Origin of the sequence: Serpentinicella sp. ANB-PHB4 (assembly GCF_031432315.1) — a bacterium.
Lineage (GTDB): Bacteria > Bacillota > Clostridia > Peptostreptococcales > Natronincolaceae > Serpentinicella.
Window position 1 is genome coordinate 117,121 of the sequence record NZ_JAVKGO010000007.1, and the last position, 21,531, is coordinate 138,651.

General features: G+C 33.4%; 19 protein-coding genes. 17 read left to right on the plus strand and 2 right to left on the minus strand.

What is annotated here, in order from left to right:
• Window positions 1-2: 2 nt before the first annotated feature.
• The 9 genes from alr (at window position 3) to RH915_RS07635 (ending at window position 8,057) form a co-directional block, all read left to right on the plus strand.
• A complete protein-coding gene (alr, locus tag RH915_RS07595; protein ID WP_310479042.1) occupies window positions 3-1,181 on the plus strand; it encodes an alanine racemase in 1,179 nt (392 codons plus the stop codon).
• Window positions 1,182-1,384: 203 nt separating this feature from the next.
• Window positions 1,385-1,660, plus strand: coding sequence for a CopG family ribbon-helix-helix protein (locus tag RH915_RS07600; RefSeq protein WP_310479044.1), 276 nt, complete (start codon window positions 1,385-1,387; stop codon window positions 1,658-1,660).
• 1 nt (window position 1,661) lies between these two features.
• Complete coding sequence (locus RH915_RS07605) at window positions 1,662-2,012, plus strand: type II toxin-antitoxin system PemK/MazF family toxin (protein WP_310479046.1); 351 nt, start codon at window positions 1,662-1,664, stop codon at window positions 2,010-2,012.
• A gap of 283 nt (window positions 2,013-2,295) precedes the next feature.
• Window positions 2,296-3,162: a YitT family protein gene (locus RH915_RS07610; RefSeq protein WP_310479048.1), complete on the plus strand. Its 867-nt coding sequence runs from the start codon at window positions 2,296-2,298 to the stop codon at window positions 3,160-3,162.
• Window positions 3,163-3,173: 11 nt separating this feature from the next.
• The gene (locus RH915_RS07615) at window positions 3,174-4,001 is read left to right on the plus strand and encodes a transketolase (protein ID WP_331618354.1); all 828 of its coding nucleotides are present in this window, start codon (window positions 3,174-3,176) and stop codon (window positions 3,999-4,001) included.
• Window positions 4,001-4,945, plus strand: a complete 945-nt coding sequence (locus RH915_RS07620; protein WP_310479051.1) for a transketolase family protein — start codon at window positions 4,001-4,003, stop codon at window positions 4,943-4,945. The genes RH915_RS07615 and RH915_RS07620 overlap by 1 nt, the downstream gene beginning before the upstream one ends.
• Window positions 4,946-5,154: 209 nt before the next feature.
• The gene (pgeF, locus tag RH915_RS07625; RefSeq protein WP_310479052.1) at window positions 5,155-5,991 is read left to right on the plus strand and encodes a peptidoglycan editing factor PgeF; all 837 of its coding nucleotides are present in this window, start codon (window positions 5,155-5,157) and stop codon (window positions 5,989-5,991) included.
• A 151-nt stretch (window positions 5,992-6,142) separates the two neighbouring features.
• Window positions 6,143-6,631, plus strand: a complete 489-nt coding sequence (locus tag RH915_RS07630; RefSeq protein WP_310479053.1) for a protease complex subunit PrcB family protein — start codon at window positions 6,143-6,145, stop codon at window positions 6,629-6,631.
• A gap of 238 nt (window positions 6,632-6,869) precedes the next feature.
• On the plus strand, window positions 6,870-8,057 hold the full coding sequence (locus RH915_RS07635; RefSeq protein WP_310479054.1) for a LysM peptidoglycan-binding domain-containing protein: 1,188 nt from the start codon (window positions 6,870-6,872) through the stop codon (window positions 8,055-8,057).
• Window positions 8,058-8,107: 50 nt separating this feature from the next.
• On the opposite strand, the gene RH915_RS07640 is transcribed toward RH915_RS07635, so the two are convergent.
• Together RH915_RS07640 and RH915_RS07645 are read right to left on the minus strand one after the other, a co-directional pair.
• Window positions 8,108-9,046: a nitronate monooxygenase gene (locus RH915_RS07640; RefSeq protein ID WP_310479055.1), complete on the minus strand. Its 939-nt coding sequence runs from the start codon at window positions 9,044-9,046 to the stop codon at window positions 8,108-8,110.
• Between the two features lie 11 nt (window positions 9,047-9,057).
• On the minus strand, window positions 9,058-9,633 hold the full coding sequence (locus tag RH915_RS07645; protein ID WP_310479056.1) for a 5-formyltetrahydrofolate cyclo-ligase: 576 nt from the start codon (window positions 9,631-9,633) through the stop codon (window positions 9,058-9,060).
• Between the two features lie 233 nt (window positions 9,634-9,866).
• Here RH915_RS07645 and ftsE point away from each other — a divergent pair, with 233 nt between their 5' ends.
• The 8 genes from ftsE (at window position 9,867) to uvrC (ending at window position 21,517) form a co-directional block, all read left to right on the plus strand.
• Window positions 9,867-10,553, plus strand: a complete 687-nt coding sequence (ftsE, locus tag RH915_RS07650) for a cell division ATP-binding protein FtsE (protein WP_310479058.1) — start codon at window positions 9,867-9,869, stop codon at window positions 10,551-10,553.
• The gene (gene ftsX, locus RH915_RS07655) at window positions 10,543-11,439 is read left to right on the plus strand and encodes a permease-like cell division protein FtsX (RefSeq protein WP_310479060.1); all 897 of its coding nucleotides are present in this window, start codon (window positions 10,543-10,545) and stop codon (window positions 11,437-11,439) included. Before ftsE ends, ftsX begins: the two co-directional genes overlap by 11 nt.
• Before the next feature lie 21 nt (window positions 11,440-11,460).
• A complete protein-coding gene (locus RH915_RS07660) occupies window positions 11,461-12,585 on the plus strand; it encodes a murein hydrolase activator EnvC family protein (RefSeq protein WP_310479061.1) in 1,125 nt (374 codons plus the stop codon).
• Between the two features lie 291 nt (window positions 12,586-12,876).
• On the plus strand, window positions 12,877-14,094 hold the full coding sequence (locus tag RH915_RS07665; protein ID WP_310479063.1) for a S41 family peptidase: 1,218 nt from the start codon (window positions 12,877-12,879) through the stop codon (window positions 14,092-14,094).
• Between the two features lie 215 nt (window positions 14,095-14,309).
• On the plus strand, window positions 14,310-16,295 hold the full coding sequence (uvrB, locus tag RH915_RS07670) for an excinuclease ABC subunit UvrB (RefSeq protein WP_310479064.1): 1,986 nt from the start codon (window positions 14,310-14,312) through the stop codon (window positions 16,293-16,295).
• An 18-nt stretch (window positions 16,296-16,313) separates the two neighbouring features.
• Window positions 16,314-19,148, plus strand: coding sequence for an excinuclease ABC subunit UvrA (gene uvrA / locus RH915_RS07675; RefSeq protein WP_310479065.1), 2,835 nt, complete (start codon window positions 16,314-16,316; stop codon window positions 19,146-19,148).
• A 62-nt stretch (window positions 19,149-19,210) separates the two neighbouring features.
• The gene (locus tag RH915_RS07680) at window positions 19,211-19,510 is read left to right on the plus strand and encodes a hypothetical protein (protein WP_310479067.1); all 300 of its coding nucleotides are present in this window, start codon (window positions 19,211-19,213) and stop codon (window positions 19,508-19,510) included.
• A 138-nt stretch (window positions 19,511-19,648) separates the two neighbouring features.
• Window positions 19,649-21,517 carry an excinuclease ABC subunit UvrC gene (gene uvrC / locus RH915_RS07685; RefSeq protein ID WP_310479068.1) on the plus strand — a complete coding sequence of 623 codons (1,869 nt, stop codon included), beginning with the start codon at window positions 19,649-19,651 and terminating at the stop codon, window positions 21,515-21,517.
• The last annotated feature ends 14 nt before the right edge of the window (window positions 21,518-21,531 follow it).

Sequence of the window (21,531 nt, forward strand, 5' to 3'; positions counted from 1 at the left end):
ATATGTATACGAAAGATATTTTGAGAGGCACTTGGATGGAGATTCATTTAGATTGTTTGAAACACAATTTTAAGGAGTTAAAGAAGAAAATAACAAGTAAAAAGACAAAATTTTGTGCTGTCATAAAGGCAGATGCATATGGACACGGTGCTATTCAAATAACACAGACTTTGATGAAAGAAGGGGTCAAGTACTTTGCCGTTGCAACATTATCTGAAGCAATTGAACTAAGAGAAGCTGGCTTAGTAGATATACAAATTTTGATTTTAGGTCATACGCCGAAAGAAAAAAGTCATTTATTAGTACAGCACAATATAATACCAACGATATATAGCTATGACCAAGCCGAAAATTTTTCAAAAACAGCGCAAGAATTAAATAAACAAATGACAGTGCATATAAAAATTGATACTGGAATGTCCCGATTGGGTTTTAAGACAACAGAAGAGGATAGAAAAATAATAAAACGTATTTTTAAATTATCAAACATTAATATAGAAGGTATATATACACATTTTGCTTTAGCGGATGAACAAGATAAAAGTTTTACACTTAAGCAGTTTAAAGATTATCAAAGTTTTTGCAATACCTTAGAAAAAGAAGGATACAATATACCTATAAAACATACAAGTAACAGTGCAGCACTTATAGATTTACCCCAAACGCAATTGGATATGGTGCGCCTAGGAATTGGCTTATATGGATTTAACCCAAATGAAGTAATAACAGATACAATTGATTTAAAGCCTATAATGTCCCTTAAATCCTCAATAACTCATATTAAAGAAGTTGAAAAAGGTACGGGCGTAAGTTATGGACATAAATATGTAACAGAAAAAAACAGCACGAAGATCGGCACGCTACCAATAGGATATGCTGATGGGCTATCACGCTTATTAACGAATAAATTAAGCGTAACATTCAAAGATCAAGTAGTACCAGTTGTTGGTGCTATTTGTATGGATCAGTGCATGGTTGATATAACGAATACAAATATAAATTTAAACGATGAAATAACAATATATAGTAGTCGTGTAACTGACATAAACAGTGTAGAAAATATTGCTGAAAAATTAGGGACGATAAGTTATGAAGTTTTATGCATGTTAAGTAAACGGATTCCGAGAGTTTACTTGGAAGATAATAACGTTGTACATATTAGGGATGATTTGCTAAAATAAAAAAGAGTGAACTTCTCATTTTTTGTATAATTTAGCTACTATATTGACAAAATTATAGTAATAGAGTAAATAAAATTTAAAATAAAAAATACATTAAATATATCTTTCCCTTTTCAATTTACTAATGCTTTAATGAACATAAACAATGATATAAAAAGATGAGGGAAAAAGAAATTTTGATGAAATAATCCCGGAGGTGTAATATGGCTGACTCTAAACGCATAATTATAAGTTTACCAGATACTTTACTAAAAGAGGTAGACTTTATCGTATCAATGGAAAAGACAAACAGGAGTGAGTTTATCAGAGAAGCTATGAAATTATATATTAGGGAGAAGAATAAAATGAAGTTAAGAGAAAAGATGAAAAAAGGGTATCAAGAAATGGCCGCTATCAATTTATCTCTAGCTGAAACAGGACTAAGTTTAGATGTTACTTCTCTAGAAAGTTATGAAGCTGAAATAGCGGAGTGTGAATAAGGTGATTATTAAAAGAGGAGATATCTTTTATGCAGATTTAAGTCCTGTAATTGGTTCTGAACAAGGCGGTGTTAGACCAGTTTTAATCGTACAAAACGATGTAGGCAATCGCTATAGTCCTACTGTAATTATTACGGCGATCACTTCTCAGATTAACAAAGCTAAGCTACCAACACATGTAGAGATACTTGCATCAGAATACGGTTTAGTAAAGGATTCTGTTATATTACTAGAACAAATTCGAACAATTGATAAGAAACGACTGGACGAGAAAATAGGACACTTAGATGATGAAACAATGAAAAAAGTAAATGAGGCATTATTAATCAGCTTTGGGTTAATAGACCTGTAAAATAGGCTTAGGAGTGAAACTTAGGTCTATTTTTAGTTTTTTGTATTTTATGATTGATTTGAATCGACTGCATGACAATGTATAGATAGATTATAAGTTAATAAAAGATTGTTAAATATTTTATGGGGTTTAAAAAGTAAGTTATATTCAGAATATACATATTGTTATGGATTTTAACAAAGTCTAAAGATAAGGCTTTAGAAGTAATAAATAGTATGATAATATATATAATGGAATATTGACAATATACGACAATTAAAATTGACCTGAGAGGATGCATTATATGAGGAGAAAAAAATATAATATTTTTATTGAATATCTTGGAATTACTTTTGGCTGTGCCCTAGTTGCATTCTCCTTAAACTTCTTTTTAAAACCACATACGATTGCACCTGGAGGTGTGACTGGTTTAGCCATTATAATAGAAAAACTTAGTGGAATTCCCATTGATATTACCAATTTGGCAGTAAATATTCCTTTGTTTATAATAGGGATTTCTATTTTGGGAAAGGCATTTGGATTTAAAACAGCTTACGCTACAGTGGTTTTATCCGGTTTAATCCGCCTTTTTATTGTAGTATTTGGAGAAGGGGCAATGATTACTGAAGACCTTTTGTTAGCTACAATATATGGAGGCATATTTGTTGGATCAGGACTAGGGCTCGTTTTTCGTTTTGGTGGAACAACAGGGGGGACAGATTTATCAGGAGCTATTTTAAATAAATATTTTCCGTCATTCAGCATTCCTCAACTCATGATGTTTTTAGACCTTATGGTAGTTGCATTAGCAGGTATTGTAGATAGGAATGTAGAAACTTCCTTATACTCGGTAATTGCACTATATATACTAGTGAAGTTAGCAGATTTTGTTGTACAGGACTTTAATTATGCAAAGGCTTTTTATATTATTTGTGATAATCCACAAATTGTAGGCAAAAAAATTTTAGAAGAAATGGGAAGAGGGGTAACATCATTAGACGGTCGAGGACTTTACACCGGCAATAAGCGTGATGTGCTACTTTGTGTTGTTAATCGTGCTGAAGTAACAAAGCTAAAAAGAGTAGTATATGAAATGGATGAGAAAGCTTTTATTATGGTTACAACTATTCATGAAGTATTGGGAGAAGGGTTTAAAGAAATTAAAAAATAGGAGGTATGAAATTGAATAACATTACGATTTCAGAATTACAAGAAAGAGCTACAAGTATTAGAAAAAACATTATAGAAATGCTACACGAATCAGGATCAGGACATCCTGGAGGATCCCTTTCGGCAGCGGATATTTTAACTGTGCTGTTTTTTCATGAAATGAATCTAGATCCTAAAAATCCTAAATTGGATAACCGGGACCGTTTTGTACTTTCAAAGGGTCATGCAGCTCCAGTGCTGTATGCTACATTAGTTGAAAAAGGTTTCTTTCCAAAAGAAGAACTATTTAAATTAAGAAAGATTAACGCAATGCTCCAAGGTCACCCAGATATGAAAGGGACACCAGGGGTAGAGATGTCTACTGGTTCTTTAGGGCAAGGTTTTTCAGCAGCATGTGGTATGGCTATAGCAGGCAAACTTGATAAAAAGGATGCTAGAGTATATGCACTACTAGGTGATGGTGAACTACAAGAAGGTTTAGTGTGGGAAGCAGCCATGTCAGCATCTCATTATAAATTAGACAATTTAACAGCAATTGTAGATTATAATAGATTACAAATTGATGGATTTAATGATGATGTTATGGGTGTTAATCCAGTCGATGATAAATTTAAAGCATTTGGATGGCATGTTATAGAAGTAGATGGTCATTCTATAGATGCGCTTATTCGTGTATTTGATGAAGCAAAAAATACAAAAGGCAAACCAACAGCAATTATAGCAAAAACGATTAAGGGTAAAGGCGTATCATTTATGGAAAATGCAGTAGAGTGGCATGGAACTGCACCTAGTGAAGATGATAAAGCACAAGCTTTGAAAGAACTTGGAGGTGAAAAATAATGTCAAAAAAGATTGCAACAAGAGAAGCCTATGGAGAAGCGTTAATAGAACTTGGTTCACAGAATAAAGACGTAGTTGTTTTAGATGCAGATTTATCTAAGTCTACAAAAACTGCAGGATTTGCTAAAAATTATCCAGAAAGATTTTTTAATGTGGGTATTGCAGAACAAAATTTAGTTGGAATGGCAGCTGGTTTAGCCGCAGCAGGTAAAATACCTTTTGCCAGTACTTTTGCAATGTTTGCGACTGGAAGAGCTTTTGAAATTATAAGAAACTCAGTTGGATATCCAAATCTGAATGTAAAAATATGTGCTACCCATGCAGGCCTAACCGTAGGAGAAGACGGAGCTTCTCATCAGGCTTTAGAGGACATAGCTTGTATGAGAGTTATACCAAATATGACAGTTATTGTACCAGCAGATGCTTTAGAAGCAAAACAAGCGATTCATGCTGTAGCAGAAATGACTGGACCGGCTTATGTAAGGTTAGGAAGGTCAGGGGTACCTAGCGTAAATGAAGAAAGTAATTATCAATTTGAGATTGGTAAAGGTGTTACCTTAAAGGAAGGTAATGACATTACTATTATAGCAACTGGTATTATGGTTAGTGAAGCACTGGAAGCTGCTGATATATTAAATGAGAAAGGTGTTTCAGCAAGGGTTATTAATATACATACCATTAAACCAATTGATCAAGAGATGATCATAAAAGCAGCAAAGGAAACTGGTGCTATTGTAACTGCTGAAGAGCATAATATAATTGGTGGGTTAGGTTCTGCCGTATCAGAAGTAATTAGTGAAGGATATCCAGTACCATTAAAAAGAGTGGGTACAATGGATACATTTGGGGAGTCTGGAAAGCCAGCAGACCTATTAAAAAAATATGGTTTAACCAAAGAAAATATAGTAGATACTGTATTAGAGACAATTAAAAGAAAAAAATAAATATTTATTAGCATAAATCTCCTCGTATTATAAAGGCATACGAGGGGATTTTATTTTTTCTGAATAAAATTTACTTCCCTACTTTTCTACAATTATTTCAAATTTGGATAAAGTAATGATATGCTAAAAGAAGAATAGTAATAAATCAGATTGTATACAATGTATGTAGATATAGTATATATATTTATATATTAAGGAGGTAACAAAATTTGATTAAAAGTAAAAAACTTAATATACATAAAAATAGTGACGTTACTTATTTTACATTTCCTAGTTTTGACCAATACGCCTTTATAAAACATGGTTTTAGTACACGATTAGGAGGGGTTAGTGAAGGTATATATGCATCAATGAATTTAAGCTTCACTGTTGGAGATAAAAAAGAAAATGTCCTAGAGAATTATAGAAGATTCTGTAATGCTTTAGGAATTGATTATAAAAATTTAGTGCTTTCATCACAAACCCACGGAAATGCTGTACGGGTAGTTACAAAAGAAGATATGGGAAAAGGAATCACTAAAGTGAGAGATTATGATCATATTGATGGACTAATTACCAATGAGCCAAACCTTGCCCTAGTAACTCATTATGCTGATTGTGTACCATTATTTTTTTTAGACCCAGAGAAAAAAGTGGTAGGGGTAGCCCATGCAGGGTGGAAAGGCACGGTAGGTAAAATTGGTGAAAAAATGATTGATAGATTTAAAGATCATTATGGTAGTAACCCTGAAGACATACTAGTAGGCATTGGTCCATCTATAGGGGTATGTTGCTATGAAGTAAGTGGTGATGTGATAGAGCAATTTAAAAAACTAGGACCAGAGGACAAAAAATGGTGGATAGATAAGCGAAATGATAAATATCAAATTGACTTATGGGGACTAAATCGTACTATACTAGAAAGAAGAGGAGTAAAGACCAATAATATAACTGTAACAGATATCTGTACTCGATGTAATAAAGAATATCTTTTTTCTCATAGAGGGCATTTGGGTAAACGAGGTGGATTAGCAGCAGTAATTCAGTTAAATGAAATACTTACTTAAAGACATATATGAAATATCCCTTCAAAATTGAACCATATAAAATATCCCTCCTTATATCTTTTCTATAAGCTTTTATATTAGTATTATTGAATATTATCTAGCTTATGTGAATAAATATAATAGAGACGTTTTGGAAAAGGGGGGGGAGTTATTGAAAAGTTATAATAGGAAAAAAAAGTTACCAGCAGTACCTAAGATAAACTGGAAATTATTTATAACCTTTTTAGTACTGATTTTGGTAGTGGGCGCATTAGTGCGATGTGTACCTAAGTTTACTACAGGTGGTGAAGATAGCGTGGCCTATGAAGTATTAGATACGGCAGAATTGCCAGAAAAAGTTCAAGAAATATTACCTAGGTATAAGATGTTAGAACGAGCATTAGCAGCAAAGATTGAAGATCAAGTTTACGTTATTGTTACAAGAGGTGAAAAATTAACAGCGGGCTATGATGTAAACATAAAAAACATACAGGTGTCAAAAGATAATGACGAGGAAAGAGTTGTTGTTGAAGCAGAATTTAAAGATCCAAATCCTGATGATATGGTAGCGCAAGTAATTAGCTATCCTTTTGTAGTTGCAAAAACTGATTTAAAGGAGTTACCTCAAAAAATTGATTTAGAAGTTAAATTCATGGAGTAGAATATCAAAAAGTAAGAAGTCCTTAAATACTAGGACTTCTTTTTTTATGTAAAAATTATAATTGTTTACATAAAAAAATATAATAACCAAAAAAATGATGTTTTTACCTAGAAAAATCCTTTATAAGTTTAAAATACCGGTTAGTCTATATTTTACATAAAGGAAAAGACTTTAAATTATAGAATCTTTAATATAAACTTTATGTAAACCACAAACAAATAAAATAAGGGGGGAATTTATGAATTCGAAGGTGAAAAAGATTGTAATTGGAACAACAATAGCATCTAGCATGTTTATATTTTCAATATCAGGAGTTTATGCAAATCAAATTAAGCATGTAGTAGAACCTGGAGATACTTTGTGGGGACTTTCTCAAAAATATGAAATATCACTAGATAAAATTTTTAGTGTCAATTCTTCGTATGCAAACGGTAACATTTTATATGTTGGAGATATAGTGAGTATACCTTCAAGAAACATAATCCATAAAGTTAAAAGTGGAGATAGTTTATGGCGTATAAGCGATCATTATGAAGTATCCTTACAAGCGTTATTATTAGCTAACGACATAAAATCTCAAGATCCAATCTATCCGGGAAACCAACTAATTATACCGGATAAAGAAAAACAAATAGCTGAAAATACTTATACTGTCCAAGATGGAGATAATCCATGGTCTATAAGTAAGAAGTTTAATGTTGCGTTCAAGAGATTACTAAGTGTAAATGAATTAGGAAGTTCTGATTATATATACCCAGGGCAATCTTTAATTATCCCAAAGGATGTAAGCAAAGTTGGAGAACAAAACAATAAAACAGCGCCTTTAACACCTCAGAAAACATATACAAACCATAGGGTGGTTAGTGGTGATAACATGTGGAGTATCTCTATTCAGCATGGTATCCCGTTTCATGAATTACTCGAAGTAAATGGGTTTACTGAAAACCATGTTATCCATATTGGTGATGAGATAAAAATACCTGTATATTACATTCCTGAAAAACCAACATTGGGTCATGAATATGGCGAGCTATTAGACTGGTGGACAGAAGCACAATACGTTGTACCTATAAATAAGAAAATAAAAATTATAGATTTTTATACCGGTAAAGAGTGGTATGCAAAAAGGACTATAGGTGCTAACCATGCTGATACTGAACCACTAACTGCAAATGACGCTGCAATTATGAAAACAGTTTGGGGTGGTAATTACAGTTGGCAGACAAGACCAGTTATTGTTAAAGTTGATGGTAGAAGACTAGCGGCATCAGCCAGTTCTATGCCTCACGACATTGAGTTTATAAAAAACAATAACTTTAAAGGGCATTTTGATCTCTATTTTTCAAACAGTACTAGGCATGTAGATGGACAACCTGATTCAGCTCATGAAAGAAATGTTCTTATTGCAGCAGGTCATAATAGTTAAAATAAAAAAATAAGAAATTGGACTAGTCCAATTTCTTATTTTTTTGCTATTTAATATATTTTCGATGCATTTTCTAGTGTGTTTTTTGTTTCCATCATAATTTCCTTAACAATCTCTGAGCTTGATTGAATTTTAGTTAGTGGATTTAAACTTTGGCCAACAATGACGAATCCATTTTCTGTATCCCCATCTACAACTGCTTTTTTGTTTGTCCCGATTGCAAGCTCATCAAGTTTTTCTGATGGCGCACCACTAAATTCCAGTTCTAGATATTTTTCAGTGAACTGATTTTTAAGTCCCCGTACACCATGACCTGTTGTGTATCCAGTGATTACACTATCAACATCTTGGGCATTAATGATTTTATTTTTAATGTTCTCATGTAACTGACATTCGGATGCTAATAAAAATCTAGAGCCAATTTGTACACCGGCAGCTCCCATAGTCAATGCTGCTGCAATACCTCTACCATCAGCAATACCTCCAGCCACAATAACAGGGATATTAAGTTCGGGAATAACATTAGTCATCAAAGCCATAGTCGTTAGATTCCCTATATGGCCACCAGCTTCCATGCCTTCAACGATAACCCCATCTGCACCTTGTTCTTCAACTCTTTTTGCAAGTTTAAGACTAGGAACAACAGGAAAAATTTTAATCCCTGCCTCCTTTAACTTAGGAAATAGAGGGATTGGATTACCGGCTCCTAATGTGACAAAGCTAACTTTTTCTTCGCATACAACATCCAGAGTTTCTTCTTTGTTTTCTGCCATAATAACAATATTAACCCCAAAAGGTTTATCAGTTAAATTTTTAGTTTTGCGTATTTCCTCTCTTAACCATTTAGCTTCTCTACCTCCAGCTGCAATAATGCCTGCACCACCTGCATTTGAAACAGCACTTGCTAATTGACTTTCAGAAACCCAAGCCATAGCCCCTTGTAAAATAGGATATTTAATTTTAAGCAATTTTGTTAAATTTGTATTCAAAATATCACTCCTTAGTGGTTTGTACAATTAACTTGTCTTTTCTCTGTAATTATGTACTTAACTGGGACATCATATGTATTGTTCGGTACATGATCAATAAGTTGCAAATCAAAAGCTAAAGAAATAGTTGGTGTATCCTTTTTTAGGCTGGCTAAAAAGCGATCGTAGTAACCTGCGCCATATCCAATGCGGTAACCTCTCTTATCAAAAACAAGACCGGGAACTAGGATTAAATCGAGTATTTCAGGATCTATTGGTCTTAATGTATCTTTTTTGGGTTCCAATACCCCAAAAGTACTTAATTCTAAATCTTCTTCTATATTATTCAATTTAGAAACAATAAGGGATCTATTCTTAGGCACTGTAACCGGAATATAAACATTTATATTTCTTTCTAATAAATATTCAATAATGGGTGTGGTTAACACCTCACTTTTAAAGGAGACATAGAGCATTATATTTTTTGCACCCTTGAATAAATCATTGTTAACCAGGGTTTCGAAAATGTTTTTACTCTTTTCTATTAATTCATCTTCAGTTATTGTATCTCTTTTTTTCATCATCATTTGTCTTAAGTCCTGTTTCAAAATATCACTCCTTTACTAATATTAGCTAGTCGTATATAGCTATTGTATCAGAATAATGGAAATGAATACAATTAGAAAAATGCTTCTTCAATTGGTATAATTAAATAAGATGACACTGGATATATATTTCTTGATAAAAATAGGCATATAATCCTATTATTTTATTATTTTTTTTGAAGGAAACGAAGAGTTTGTGTCGAAATAATGTATTAGAAAGTAGGAGTTGATAAAAATTGATCCAATTTCAAAATGTAACTAAAACATACAATAAAGATGTACAGGCTCTAACCGATATAAACTTAAAGGTAGAAAAAGGGGAGTTTATTTTTCTAGTAGGGCCAAGTGGTGCAGGTAAATCAACTTTTATTAAATTGTTATTAAAAGAAGAGGAACCTACTAATGGAAATATTATAGTCGAAGGTAAAGATACAACCAAAATATCTAGAAGAAAAGTACCGTTTTATAGAAGAAGTATTAGCGTTATATTTCAAGATTTTAGACTGCTTCCTAATAAAACTGTATATGAAAATGTAGCTTTTGCTATGGAAATTATCGAAGCATCTTCTAAGGAAATACGTAGACAAGTTCCTATGGTGTTAAGTATGGTAGGACTAAGTGACAAAGCACGTAAATATCCCCATGAATTATCTGGTGGAGAAAGACAGAGAGTTTCAATTGCAAGAGCTATCGTTAACAACCCATCTGTATTAATTGCCGATGAACCTACTGGTAACTTAGATCCAGAAACGGCATGGGAAATTATGAAGGTGCTTAAAAGTATTAGCCGAAGAGGAACGACAATTATAATGGCAACTCATGCAAAGGACATTGTTAACGAAATGGAACAACGGGTTATTGCTTTAGAAAAAGGACGAATTGTAAGAGATGAACAAAGGGGAGGTTATGAGTATGAAAATTAAAACCTTTCCGTATATGATCAAGCAGGGATTAACAGGAATATGGCGTAACCGAGGAATGAGCTTAGCATCCATTACAACTGTATCGGCAACCCTTATGATTTTAGGTTTAATTATCACATTAGTACTTAATATAAATGGGATTGCTTATATGCTACAAAGTCAATTTGATACAGTACAATTGTATTTAGAAGAAGATATAGCCCATGAAGAAATAACTGATATCGGAAAAGAAATAGGCGCAATAGATGGTGTTAGTTATGTAGAGTTTGAAACAAAAGAAGAAGCACTGGATAATCTTAAGGAACAATGGGGAGACCAAGGATATTTACTAGATACACTAGAGGATAATCCATTACCTGATTCATATATTGTTCACGTTGAAAACATTGAAACAGCTGACTCGGTTGTAGACGAGTTAAGAAAGCTTGATGGTATTGATGAAATAAAGTATTATCAAGATATAATAGACAATCTATTAAGAATAGCAGGATTTGTTAGAACGATAGGTTTTGCTTTAATAATGATTTTAATTTTAATTGCTATGTTTATTATTTCAAATACAATTAAGATTACCTTAAATGCACGAAGACAAGAAATAACAATTATGAAATATGTAGGAGCAACAAATTGGTTTATTAGATGGCCATTTGTTATAGAAGGAATGCTATTAGGCTTTATTGGGGCATTGATTGCAAGTGGGGTAGTTTACTTTGCGTATCAATCTGTATTTGATATTATTACAACAAGGCTGTATGTGTTATTCAGTGGTTATATGGTAACGACCCAGGATATGATGACGAACGTAACAATCATTTTCCTTATCATTGGCTGTGGCGTAGGTATTTTAGGAAGTATTATTTCACTAAGAAAACATCTTAAAGTGTAGTAACAAAGGGGGCGCGAACATATGAAAAAAAGGTTTATTACACCAGTATTAATTGCAACTATAGCTATTTCTAGTATTACTGTATTTGCTAATGGTACAGACCAAATTAACAACCAGCTTGAAGAGCTTAGCACAAGACAAGAAAACATAAATAGTGAAATTCAGCAAAAAAATCGTCAGCAACGAGATGCAGCTACCAAATTACAGGAGCTAGAACAAGAAATTTTAAAAATACAAGATGAGATTGCTCAAATTCAGAGGGAAATAACAACCACAGAAAGACAGGTTCAAGAGACAATTAAAGAATTAACAGCAGCAGAAGAAGAAATTGATAGTAAAAATGGACTATTAGGAAATAGAATAAATGCCATGTATCGAAATGGACCAATAGCGTATATAGAAGTTATTTTTAGCTCAAGTAGCTTTTCCGAGTTATTAACGAACTTAGATATGGTTCAACGGATTGTGCAGCACGATGTGGATCTTTTGAAAGAGTTAGAAGAGCAAAAAGCCCTAATTGAAGATAAAAAAGTTGAGCTAGAAAATAAAAGAAGTCAATTAGTTGTTATGAGAAATGGTGTTGAGCAAAAAAGAGATGCCTTAGAAGTATCTAGGGGGCAACAACGACGTTTATCACAGCAATTAGAGGCAGATAAAGCTACATTAGCTAGACAACTTGATAACATTGAAAGAGAAGCAAGAAAATTAGAAGATGAACTAAGAAGACTACAGTCTAGTGGGGATTATGTTGGTGGCGTTATGCAATGGCCAGCTCCAGGACACACAAGAGTTACTTCTCCATTTGGGAATCGAATTCATCCTATTTTAAGAATACCAAGACTTCACACTGGGGTGGATATAGCAACACCAACAGGAGCGAATATTGTTGCAGCTGCTCAAGGAACAGTTGTTTCTTCTCACTTTATGGGTGGATATGGTAACACTGTGATTATTGATCATGGTGGTGGAATAATGACTTTATATGCACATAATTCAAGACTACTTGTTTCACCAGGACAACAAGTTAGTCGAGGTCAGTCTATTGCCTTAGCAGGAAGTACAGGAGATTCAACAGGCCCTCATTTACATTTTGAGGTAAGGGAAAACGGTAGATTTGTGGATCCCCTTCCATATATTAGACGATAAACCATAATAACTATTAAAAAAGTAAAGCAGCTAGAGACATTAACACTATTGTCTCTAGCTGTTTTAAAGTTAAATGATTGTTTTTTATCTGTCTCTAAATTATAAAATGTTTGATTTTAAAAGTAATAGTTAAGAATAGAATATGGACCTTCTTTAATAAAAGATTATTTAAAGATACACCACCTTCTGCTATAATGTAACAATACATCATAAAGTCATTTAATGTATAATATAAAGACTGATATAATAGAATTAGAGTAGAAGTGTAGCTTGGGTGGAAGGGAGAGTAATATGATAAGTAAAAAGAAAGCTTTTGTAGGTGCAATAATCATTATTATCATTACTTCAGTATTACATATGACTTTTGGAAACTTAATTCATATTAGAATGGGAGAAAAAGTGGTAATCACTCGTGCTGACTACGAGCGTTTTAGAGAAATTAATCAAACATACAACAAGATGTTTACACTAAAAGATTATTTAATGACTAATTATTATCAGGAAATCGATGAAGAACTCTTAATAGAAGGTGCAATTTCGGGTATGTTTGATGGGATTGGAGACCCGTATACTGTATATATGGATCAGGAAGCCTATGAAGAAATGTGGACCAGGACGCAAGGGACTTATGGTGGGATAGGTGTTATCGTTACAACCGGTGATGATGGAATGGTTACAGTTGTCTCACCAATTGAAGATACACCAGGAGAAAGAGCAGGTATAACCACTGGAGATAAAATTACTGCTGTGGATGGGCAACCCATATCTGGAGAAAGATTAGATAATGCGGTAGATATGATGACTGGAGAGCCTGGAACAGATGTAGCATTAAGTATTTTTAGAGAACCAAATAACTCTTTTGACGTTGTTATAACAAGAGAAGAAATTAGACTACAGACCGTTCGGTCAGAAATATTAGACGGCCAGGTGGGATACATTAGGATTACAATGTTTGATGAAAAAACAGCACAGGACTTTAAAAATCAGCTAAGTGAACTTGAAAGTCAAGATATACAAGGCCTTGTTTTAGATCTAAGAAATAATCCTGGTGGGTTACTAAGCCAATGTATTGAGATAGCAGATTTAATTCTTGGAGAACAAGTTATCGTTTATACAGAAGACCGACAAGGGAGAAGAAAAGAAGAACACTCCGGTAAAAAACATTTTGATAAGCCACTGGCTATTTTAGTAAATGAAGGAAGTGCCAGTGCGTCTGAAATATTAGCCGGTGCTGTCAGAGATACAGATCGAGGCACAATTATAGGTACAACAACTTATGGTAAGGGACTGGTACAAGAAGTAAAACCTTTAGGTGATGGTAGTGGGTTTAAATATACGGTTTCCGAGTATTTTACTCCTAATGGTGAAAACATTCATGGCACTGGTATTGAACCGGATATTGTACTAGAACTTCCGACGGAACTTGAAGATGCCACAGAAATAGATTCAGAGCAAGATAATCAACTTAATAAAGCAGTAGATGTATTATTAAGAAAAATAAATAATTAATTTTGGGGGACGCAAAGCTAGAATACTTTGCGTCCTTTAAAATGTGAAAATTGACAGTAAAGATTAGCAATTATATAATGTTAAAGAACGTTTGTTCTATAAATTTAAAAAATAGTTCTCTTAGTTAATAAAAAAATCAATAATAATTATAAATTAGGGTAGTTTTAAAGTATAAACAATATATATAGCTGATCGTTATAAAGAGAGGGAATGATATGTTAGATAACAAGTTTAAAATAAATTCAGAGTATAAACCTACTGGACACCAACCTAGAGCGATTGAAGAACTTAGCACTGGTTTAGAAGCAAATTTAAAACATCAGACACTATTAGGCGTGACAGGCTCAGGAAAAACTTTCAGTGTTGCAAATATTATAGAGAAAGTTCAAAAACCAACTTTAGTGATTGCCCACAATAAAACATTGGCGGCGCAATTATGTTCTGAGTTTAAAGAATTTTTTCCTGATAATGCTGTTGAGTATTTTGTAAGTTATTATGATTATTATCAACCAGAGGCATATGTTGTACACAGTGACACCTATATTGAAAAGGACTCTTCTATAAATGATGAAATTGATAAACTAAGACACTCTGCTACATCCGCTTTATTTGAACGAAGAGATGTCATTATTGTAGCCAGTGTCTCTTGTATATATGGATTAGGGGACCCGACTGAGTATAAAAAGCTTGTGGTATCCTTAAGGACAGGTATGGAAAAAGATCGGGATCAAGTTTTACGTCAATTAGTTGATATTCAGTACGAAAGAAACGATATAAACTTTATTAGAGGTACCTTTAGAGTTCGCGGTGATATTGTAGAAATATTCCCTGCTTCATCTACAGAGAATGTAATCAGAGTAGAGTTTTTCGGAGATGAAATTGACCGTATAACAGAGGTGAATGCATTAACAGGAGAGATTATAGGACTAAGAAATCATGTATCTATATTTCCTGCATCTCACTATGCAACTGGAGCAGATAAAATAGAGGTGGCAATTAAAAAAATAGAAGCAGAATTAGAGCAAAGAGTTAAAGAATTTACTGACGAAGGAAAACTTATAGAAGCCCAAAGAATCCAACAACGTACGATGTATGATATAGAAATGCTTAGAGAAGTAGGTTTTTGTCAAGGGATAGAAAACTACTCTAGACATATAACTGGTAGAGCACCAGGAACTAAGCCATATACATTGATGGATTATTTCCCAGATGACTACTTAGTTGTTATCGATGAATCCCATGTAACCATCCCCCAAGTGAGGGCCATGTTTGCAGGAGATAGATCAAGAAAAGGTTCTTTGGTGGATTATGGATTCAGGCTACCCTCAGCCTATGATAATAGACCAATGAATTTCGAAGAATTTGAGGGGATGATTAATCAAATTTTATATGTATCTGCAACGCCAGGATCATATGAAATAGAAAATAGCCAAAAAGTTGTGGAGCAGATCATTCGACCTACAGGTTTATTAGACCCCATCATTGACGTTAGGCCAATTGATGGACAAATTGATGATCTAGTTAGTGAAATAAACAAAAGAATTAGTAAGAAAGAAAGAGTCCTTGTAACAACTTTAACCAAGAGGATGTCAGAGGACTTAACAAATTATTTAAAAGAGATTGATGTTAAAGTAACATATCTACACTCAGATATAGATACCATGGAACGCATGGAAATTATTAGGGATCTAAGACTGGGAGTATATGATGTATTAGTGGGTATAAATCTACTCAGAGAAGGTTTGGACTTGCCGGAGGTTTCTCTTGTGGCAATTTTAGATGCAGATAAAGAAGGGTTTTTACGCTCTGAAACCTCCATGATTCAAACAATCGGACGGGCAGCTCGAAACGCTGAAGGGACTGTTATCATGTATGCAGACCGGATAACAGGTTCAATGGAACGTGCCATAGAAGAAACAAAAAGAAGAAGAGAAATACAAGAAGCATACAATAAAAAACATAATATTACACCAACATCAATTAAGAAGAAGATTAGAAATGTAATAGAAGCAACTAAGGTTGCTGAGGATCAAGAAAAGTACGGAATAAATACAGAGAAAAAAGCTTATACAAAAGAAGAACTAGCTGAAATAATTAAGAAGCTAGAAATTGAAATGCAACAAGCGGCAGAAAATTTACAATTTGAAAGAGCCGCGGAATTGAGAGATAAGATAAAAGAATTAAAATTTAAAGATAAGTGACAACTAGGAGGTTAAGGCGTGGCAAAGGATAAAATTATTATTAAAGGGGCAAAAGAACACAATTTAAAAAATGTAGATCTAGAGATTCCTAGAGACCAGCTAGTAGTCCTAACTGGATTGTCGGGATCTGGAAAGTCATCTCTTGCCTTTGACACAATATATGCTGAGGGGCAAAGGCGTTATATCGAAAGTCTATCAGCTTATGCAAGACAATTTTTAGGTCAAATGGAAAAACCAGATGTTGAATATATAGAAGGATTATCCCCTGCAATATCTATTGATCAAAAAACAACAAGTAAAAACCCAAGATCAACCGTAGGAACAGTAACGGAAATATATGATTATTTAAGATTGCTATTTGCAAGGGTTGGAACGCCCCATTGTCCAGTTTGTGGGATTGAAATTAGTCAAATGACTGTAGAACAAATTGTAGATAAAATAATAGCAATTGGAGAAAGGACTAAAATTCAAATTTTAGCACCAGTTGTGCGAGGTAAAAAAGGAGAACACCAAAAGATTTTAGAAGAGATAAAAAAATCTGGATTTGTACGAGTTAGAGTTGATGGGGAAGTATTAGATATAAGTGATGAAATAAAGCTTTCAAAAAACAAAAAACATTATATTGATGTTGTTGTAGACCGTATTGTAATAAAGGATGGTATCACACAAAGATTAGCAGATTCAGTAGAAACCGTATTAAAATTAACAGAAGGATTAGTAGCTATAGATGTAATAGACGGTGAAGAACTACTATTCTCTACAAAGTTTGCTTGTCCAGAACACGGAGTAGGAGTAGAGGAGATGGCTCCGAGGATGTTTTCATTTAATAGCCCTTTTGGTGCGTGTGGTGTCTGTAATGGTATTGGTCACAAAAAAATTGTTGATGAAAGTCTTGTAATACCAAATAGAAATTTAACAATCAGACAAGGAGCAGTAGCTCCGTGGAGTGGATCAAGTGGTAGTAATGAAGGGACATATTATTATAAAATGTTGGAGAGTTTAGTGAAGCAATATGGTCAAGATGTGGATACGCCAATTAAGAATTTTTCTGAAGAACTACTAAATGACTTACTATATGGAGCAGGAGATAAGAGTGTAGACTTTGAGTATGAATCAAAGTTTGGAGGCACAAGATTGTATTCCTCTCCATACGAAGGCGTTATACCTAATTTAGAAAGACGCTATATGGAAACAAACTCTGATTATATGCGGGAAAAAATTGAGGAATATATGAGTGAAAGCCCGTGTAGCAGCTGTAGTGGTGCAAGATTAAAGGATGAAGCCTTAGCTGTTACCATAGGGGATAAAAATATTTATCACGTGTCAGAAATGTCAATTAAAGAAGCTTATGACTACATTGATCAGATTCATCTTGATGATCGTAAAAAGTTTATAGCAGAGCAGATTGTAAAAGAAATAAAGGGAAGACTTAGCTTTTTAAAAGATGTAGGTTTAGATTATTTAACCCTTTCAAGAAATGCAGGGACTTTATCAGGTGGAGAAGCCCAAAGGATCCGTCTAGCCACGCAAATAGGCTCCAGTCTTGTGGGAGTTTTATATATATTAGATGAACCGAGTATTGGACTACACCAACGAGATAATGATCGATTACTAAAAACATTAAGACATCTAACGGATATTGGAAATACCGTAATAGTTGTTGAGCATGATGAGGATACGATGTTTGAAGCAGATCATATTGTAGATGTAGGTCCTGGGGCCGGAGTACATGGTGGAGAGATTGTCGCTCAAGGTACTGTAAAAGATATTATAAACTGTGAAAACTCTATTACTGGTCAGTATTTAAGCGGAAAAAAAGAGATAAAAGTACCAAAGGAAAGAAGGAAGCCAAAAAATAATTATATTGAAATAAAAGGTGCAAAGGAAAATAACTTACAAAATGTAAATGTAAAGTTACCTTTAGGTGTATTTACTTGTATAACAGGGGTATCAGGTTCTGGAAAAAGTACATTAATCAATGAGATTCTTTATAAAAAAGTATCCCAGGAATTACATGGTGCTAAAAGTAAACCAGGTAAGCATAAAGAAATAAAAGGGTTAGACAATATAGATAAAGTAATTAATATAGACCAGTCACCTATCGGAAGAACGCCACGTTCTAATCCTGCAACTTATACCGGTGTATTTGATGATATTAGAGATGTATATGCCCAAACAACGAATGCAAAGATGCGTGGATATCAAAAAGGACGTTTTAGTTTTAACGTAAAAGGTGGTCGTTGTGAAGCATGTAAAGGTGACGGAATTATAAAAATTGAAATGCATTTCTTGCCAGATGTATATGTACCTTGTGAGGTTTGTAAGGGAAAAAGGTATAATAGAGAAACCCTTGAAGTTAAGTATAAAGGACAAACCATTTCAGATGTGCTTCACATGAATGTAGAAGAAGCGCTGAAGTTCTTTGAAAACATACCCAAAATACAAAGAAAGTTACAAACACTTCATGACGTTGGTTTAGGTTATATTCGCCTAGGACAACCTTCTACGCAACTATCTGGTGGAGAAGCCCAAAGAATTAAACTCGCTACAGAATTATGTAAAAGAAGCACTGGTAAAACTTTATATATTTTAGATGAACCTACAACCGGATTACACATTGCAGATATTGATAGGCTAATAAGTGTATTGCAAAGGCTCGTAGAGGGCGGCAACTCAATCTTAGTAATAGAACATAATTTAGACGTTATTAAAACAGCTGATTACATTATTGACTTAGGCCCAGAAGGAGGTACAGGTGGAGGAAAAATTGTTACTGCAGGTACACCTGAAGAAGTGGCAAAGAATAATGCATCATACACTGGAAAGTATCTAAAAAAACACCTTGAAAAATAAGAAAAAGTGCCTATATAAAATTGTTATGAAGTATTATAAGATCTAACTACAGAGGTGATCTTATGAATAATTCGATTTTGTGTATCGGTCAAGAGGTTAAAATAAATATAAGGTCTGATATGTTTGAGGATGTTAAAACTAGAGGAGTAATAGTTCATATAGAGGGAAAAATGATAGAAATTATCATACAAGGAATTTATGCTCAAAACGCTGTTAAAAGTGCCCTTTGTATAATTGTTGGAGACAAAGTAGAATATCAGTTTGAAGGCAAAATTCTTAAAGCTGACGGAAATCGATTATTTATTCTAGGGCCAGAACAAGATAAATATATAATAACAAAAAAAGTAATGAATAAATGCTAAGGCCAGTCTGATTAAGACTGGCTTTGTTATTGTATAAATAAAAATAAAGGATATACATTTTGTAATATGTTAAACTAAGATAAAGTTTCTATTTTGATTAAAGATTTGATAATTCAGTACGAAAACAGAGGTGATCATTTGTTTGATATAAAAGAACAATTAGCATTACTCCCAGATAAACCCGGGGTATACTTGATGAAGGATAAAGAAGAGACGATTATATATGTTGGAAAAGCAATTTCTTTAAAAAATAGAGTCCGTCAATATTTTCAGTCATTAAAAAATCAAACGACTAAAGTACAAGCAATGGTATCTCACATTGTTTCTTTTGAATATATAGTAACTGATTCAGAGCTTGAAGCATTAATACTCGAGTGTAATCTGATTAAAAAAAATAGACCGAAGTACAATGTGCTATTAAGAGATGATAAAAGTTATCCTTATATAAAAATCACAGTAAATGAAGAGTTTCCTCGTGTATTTAAAACAAGACAATTTGTTAAGGATAAAGCAAAATACTTTGGGCCTTATACAAATGGAGGTGCGTTAAAAGAAACTTTAGAGGTCATACATAAACTTTTTCCTATAAGAACATGTAGACGTAATATAAGACAGTCTATTGAAAAAAAAGAACGGCCTTGTTTATATTATCATATAAAGAAATGTGTTGGACCTTGTACAGGAAATGTCGATGTACAAAGCTACAGGCAGATGATAGATGAAATTATACTTTTTTTAAGTGGGAAACAGGATGAATTGATCAGGAAAATTGAAAGTAAAATGAAGGAAGCAGCAAAGGAAATGGACTTTGAAAATGCTGCTGTTTATAGAGATCAATTTATGGCATTACAAAATATTGTAGAAAAACAAAAGGTTTTATCAACAGAACAGATTGATCAAGATGTCATTGGCATTTATAAAGGAGAAGACACGGAAAGAAGTTGTGCACAAGTATTTTTTATTAGACAGGGCAAGCTTCTTCAACGGGAACATTTTATGCTAGAAACTAGTAAGGAGAGCACTGGAGAAATAATATCATCTTTCCTTAAACAATTTTATAGTGAAGTTGCTTTTATACCGAAAGAAATTCTAATTCAAGAAAAAGTAGAGGATCAAAATATCCTAGAAGAATGGTTAACGCAAAAAAGAGGCAATCGTGTTAAATTAAAAGCACCTCAAAAAGGTGAGAAAAAATCTTTAGTTGAGATGGCGACAAAAAATGCTCAAGTAACAATGGTGCAAGTAGAAGAAGCAAACAAAAAAGAAAAAGATCAAAGGGATACAGTTTTAAGACAACTGCAACATGTATTAGAATTAGATGCGCCTCCTATGAGAATAGAGGCTTTTGATATATCCAATATACAAGGAGTAGAGTCAGTTGGCTCTATGGTTGTATTTGAGGAAGGAAAAGCAGCAAGAAAACATTATAGACGATTTAAAATAAAAACAGTACAAGGGGCAAACGATTATGCAAGTATGGAGGAAGTAATTAATCGAAGATTTACTAGAGGACTTAAAGAAACAAAAGATATAATTGATAAAACAATGACAATAAATGAAGGAAAGTTTGCAATTTTTCCTGATGTAATTATGATCGATGGAGGGGCTGGGCAAGTAAGCAGTGCACAAAAGGTTTTAGATCAATTAAACATAGACATCCCGATCTGTGGTATGGTAAAAGACGATAAACATCGAACAAGAGGGTTGATATATAAAGGGGAAGAATTTGTCCTTGATAAGGCATCACCTTTACTTCGTTTTATTGCTAAAATGCAGGACGAGGCGCATCGATTTGCAATAAATTATCACAGAAGCTTAAGAAAAGATAAAACCCTGAACTCAATTTTAGAGGAGATACCTGGTATTGGTGAGAAACGCAGACAAGCATTAATGAAGCATTTTAAAAGTCTAGATAAAATGAAAATTGCATCGGTGGAAGAGTTAACAGAAGTTGAGGGAATTACATCAGTTAATGCAAAAAGTATATATGAATTCTTTAATAAATAATATATCTTTTCAAA

Coding starts and splice junctions, on each gene's coding strand:
- RH915_RS07610 (WP_310479048.1), top strand. CDS start 2,296: ATGAGGAGAAAAAAATATAATATTTTTATTGAATATCTTGGAATTACT.
- ftsX (WP_310479060.1), top strand. CDS start 10,543: ATGAAAATTAAAACCTTTCCGTATATGATCAAGCAGGGATTAACAGGA.
- RH915_RS07660 (WP_310479061.1), top strand. CDS start 11,461: ATGAAAAAAAGGTTTATTACACCAGTATTAATTGCAACTATAGCTATT.
- alr (WP_310479042.1), top strand. CDS start 3: ATGTATACGAAAGATATTTTGAGAGGCACTTGGATGGAGATTCATTTA.
- RH915_RS07665 (WP_310479063.1), top strand. CDS start 12,877: ATGATAAGTAAAAAGAAAGCTTTTGTAGGTGCAATAATCATTATTATC.
- uvrB (WP_310479064.1), top strand. CDS start 14,310: ATGTTAGATAACAAGTTTAAAATAAATTCAGAGTATAAACCTACTGGA.
- RH915_RS07620 (WP_310479051.1), top strand. CDS start 4,001: ATGTCAAAAAAGATTGCAACAAGAGAAGCCTATGGAGAAGCGTTAATA.
- RH915_RS07600 (WP_310479044.1), top strand. CDS start 1,385: ATGGCTGACTCTAAACGCATAATTATAAGTTTACCAGATACTTTACTA.
- RH915_RS07635 (WP_310479054.1), top strand. CDS start 6,870: ATGAATTCGAAGGTGAAAAAGATTGTAATTGGAACAACAATAGCATCT.
- RH915_RS07680 (WP_310479067.1), top strand. CDS start 19,211: ATGAATAATTCGATTTTGTGTATCGGTCAAGAGGTTAAAATAAATATA.